The sequence below is a fragment of the Vibrio sp. 2134-1 genome (assembly GCF_033339495.1).
In genome coordinates this window covers 1-630 of record NZ_JAWOUS010000576.1, presented here as the reverse complement: position 1 = coordinate 630, position 630 = coordinate 1, and the positions used below count along the sequence as shown (strand labels likewise).

Here is a 630-nt window from a genome sequence, read left to right as displayed (position 1 = left end):
AAGCCACCATGGTCACGCATCATATAGTTCAATGCGACTTCACCACCGTGTCCGTATGGTGGGTGGCCAATATCGTGCGCGAGACACAGAGAGTCAATCAAACTGTCCGAGGGCAATAGTTCTTTAAATTCAGACTGTTTCTTTTTGAGTTGGGCGACAATACCCGTGCCTAATTGGGCCGCTTCTAACGAGTGGGTAAGTCGACTTCTATGAAAGTCTTCCAAGCTGTTGCCATGAACTTGAGTTTTCGCTTGCAGGCGTCGAAATGCCGCAGAGTGCAGGATTCTCGCTCTATCACGTTGATAGGGGCTGCGGTGGTCATCACGGCGGATTTTATGCTCATCATCGTGGCGCTCTTGCCACAAAGAGTGTAATTCAAACGACACGTTTATCTCCATAAACTAAACTGGCTAACTGATTTCATCCAGCGATAGCTCAAAGCTTGGGGCGAATGTATTAAGGAAGTATTCCATTTCTGGCGTTTTACGTTCTTGTAAAGTGACGTCTAGGCGCTTTTTCGCTAAGGCAAACTCATGGTTACCTGCGCTTAGTTCTTCCAAACATTTTAAGTACGCACAGATGGAGTCGGCCTGTTTTACTATCTGAGAGTCTTCTTCGTGAGACGAATGA

General features: G+C 46.7%; 2 protein-coding genes. Both read right to left on the bottom strand.

Annotation, left to right across the window (positions count from 1 at the left end):
- A partial coding sequence (gene dgt, locus R7R78_RS27315) for a dGTP triphosphohydrolase (protein WP_225474756.1) occupies window positions 1–398 on the bottom strand: 398 nt, incomplete at its 3' end.
- 12 nt (window positions 399–410) lie between these two features.
- Window positions 411–630 (bottom strand): YfbR-like 5'-deoxynucleotidase (locus R7R78_RS27310; protein WP_318119664.1); only part of this gene is annotated, 220 nt, incomplete at its 5' end.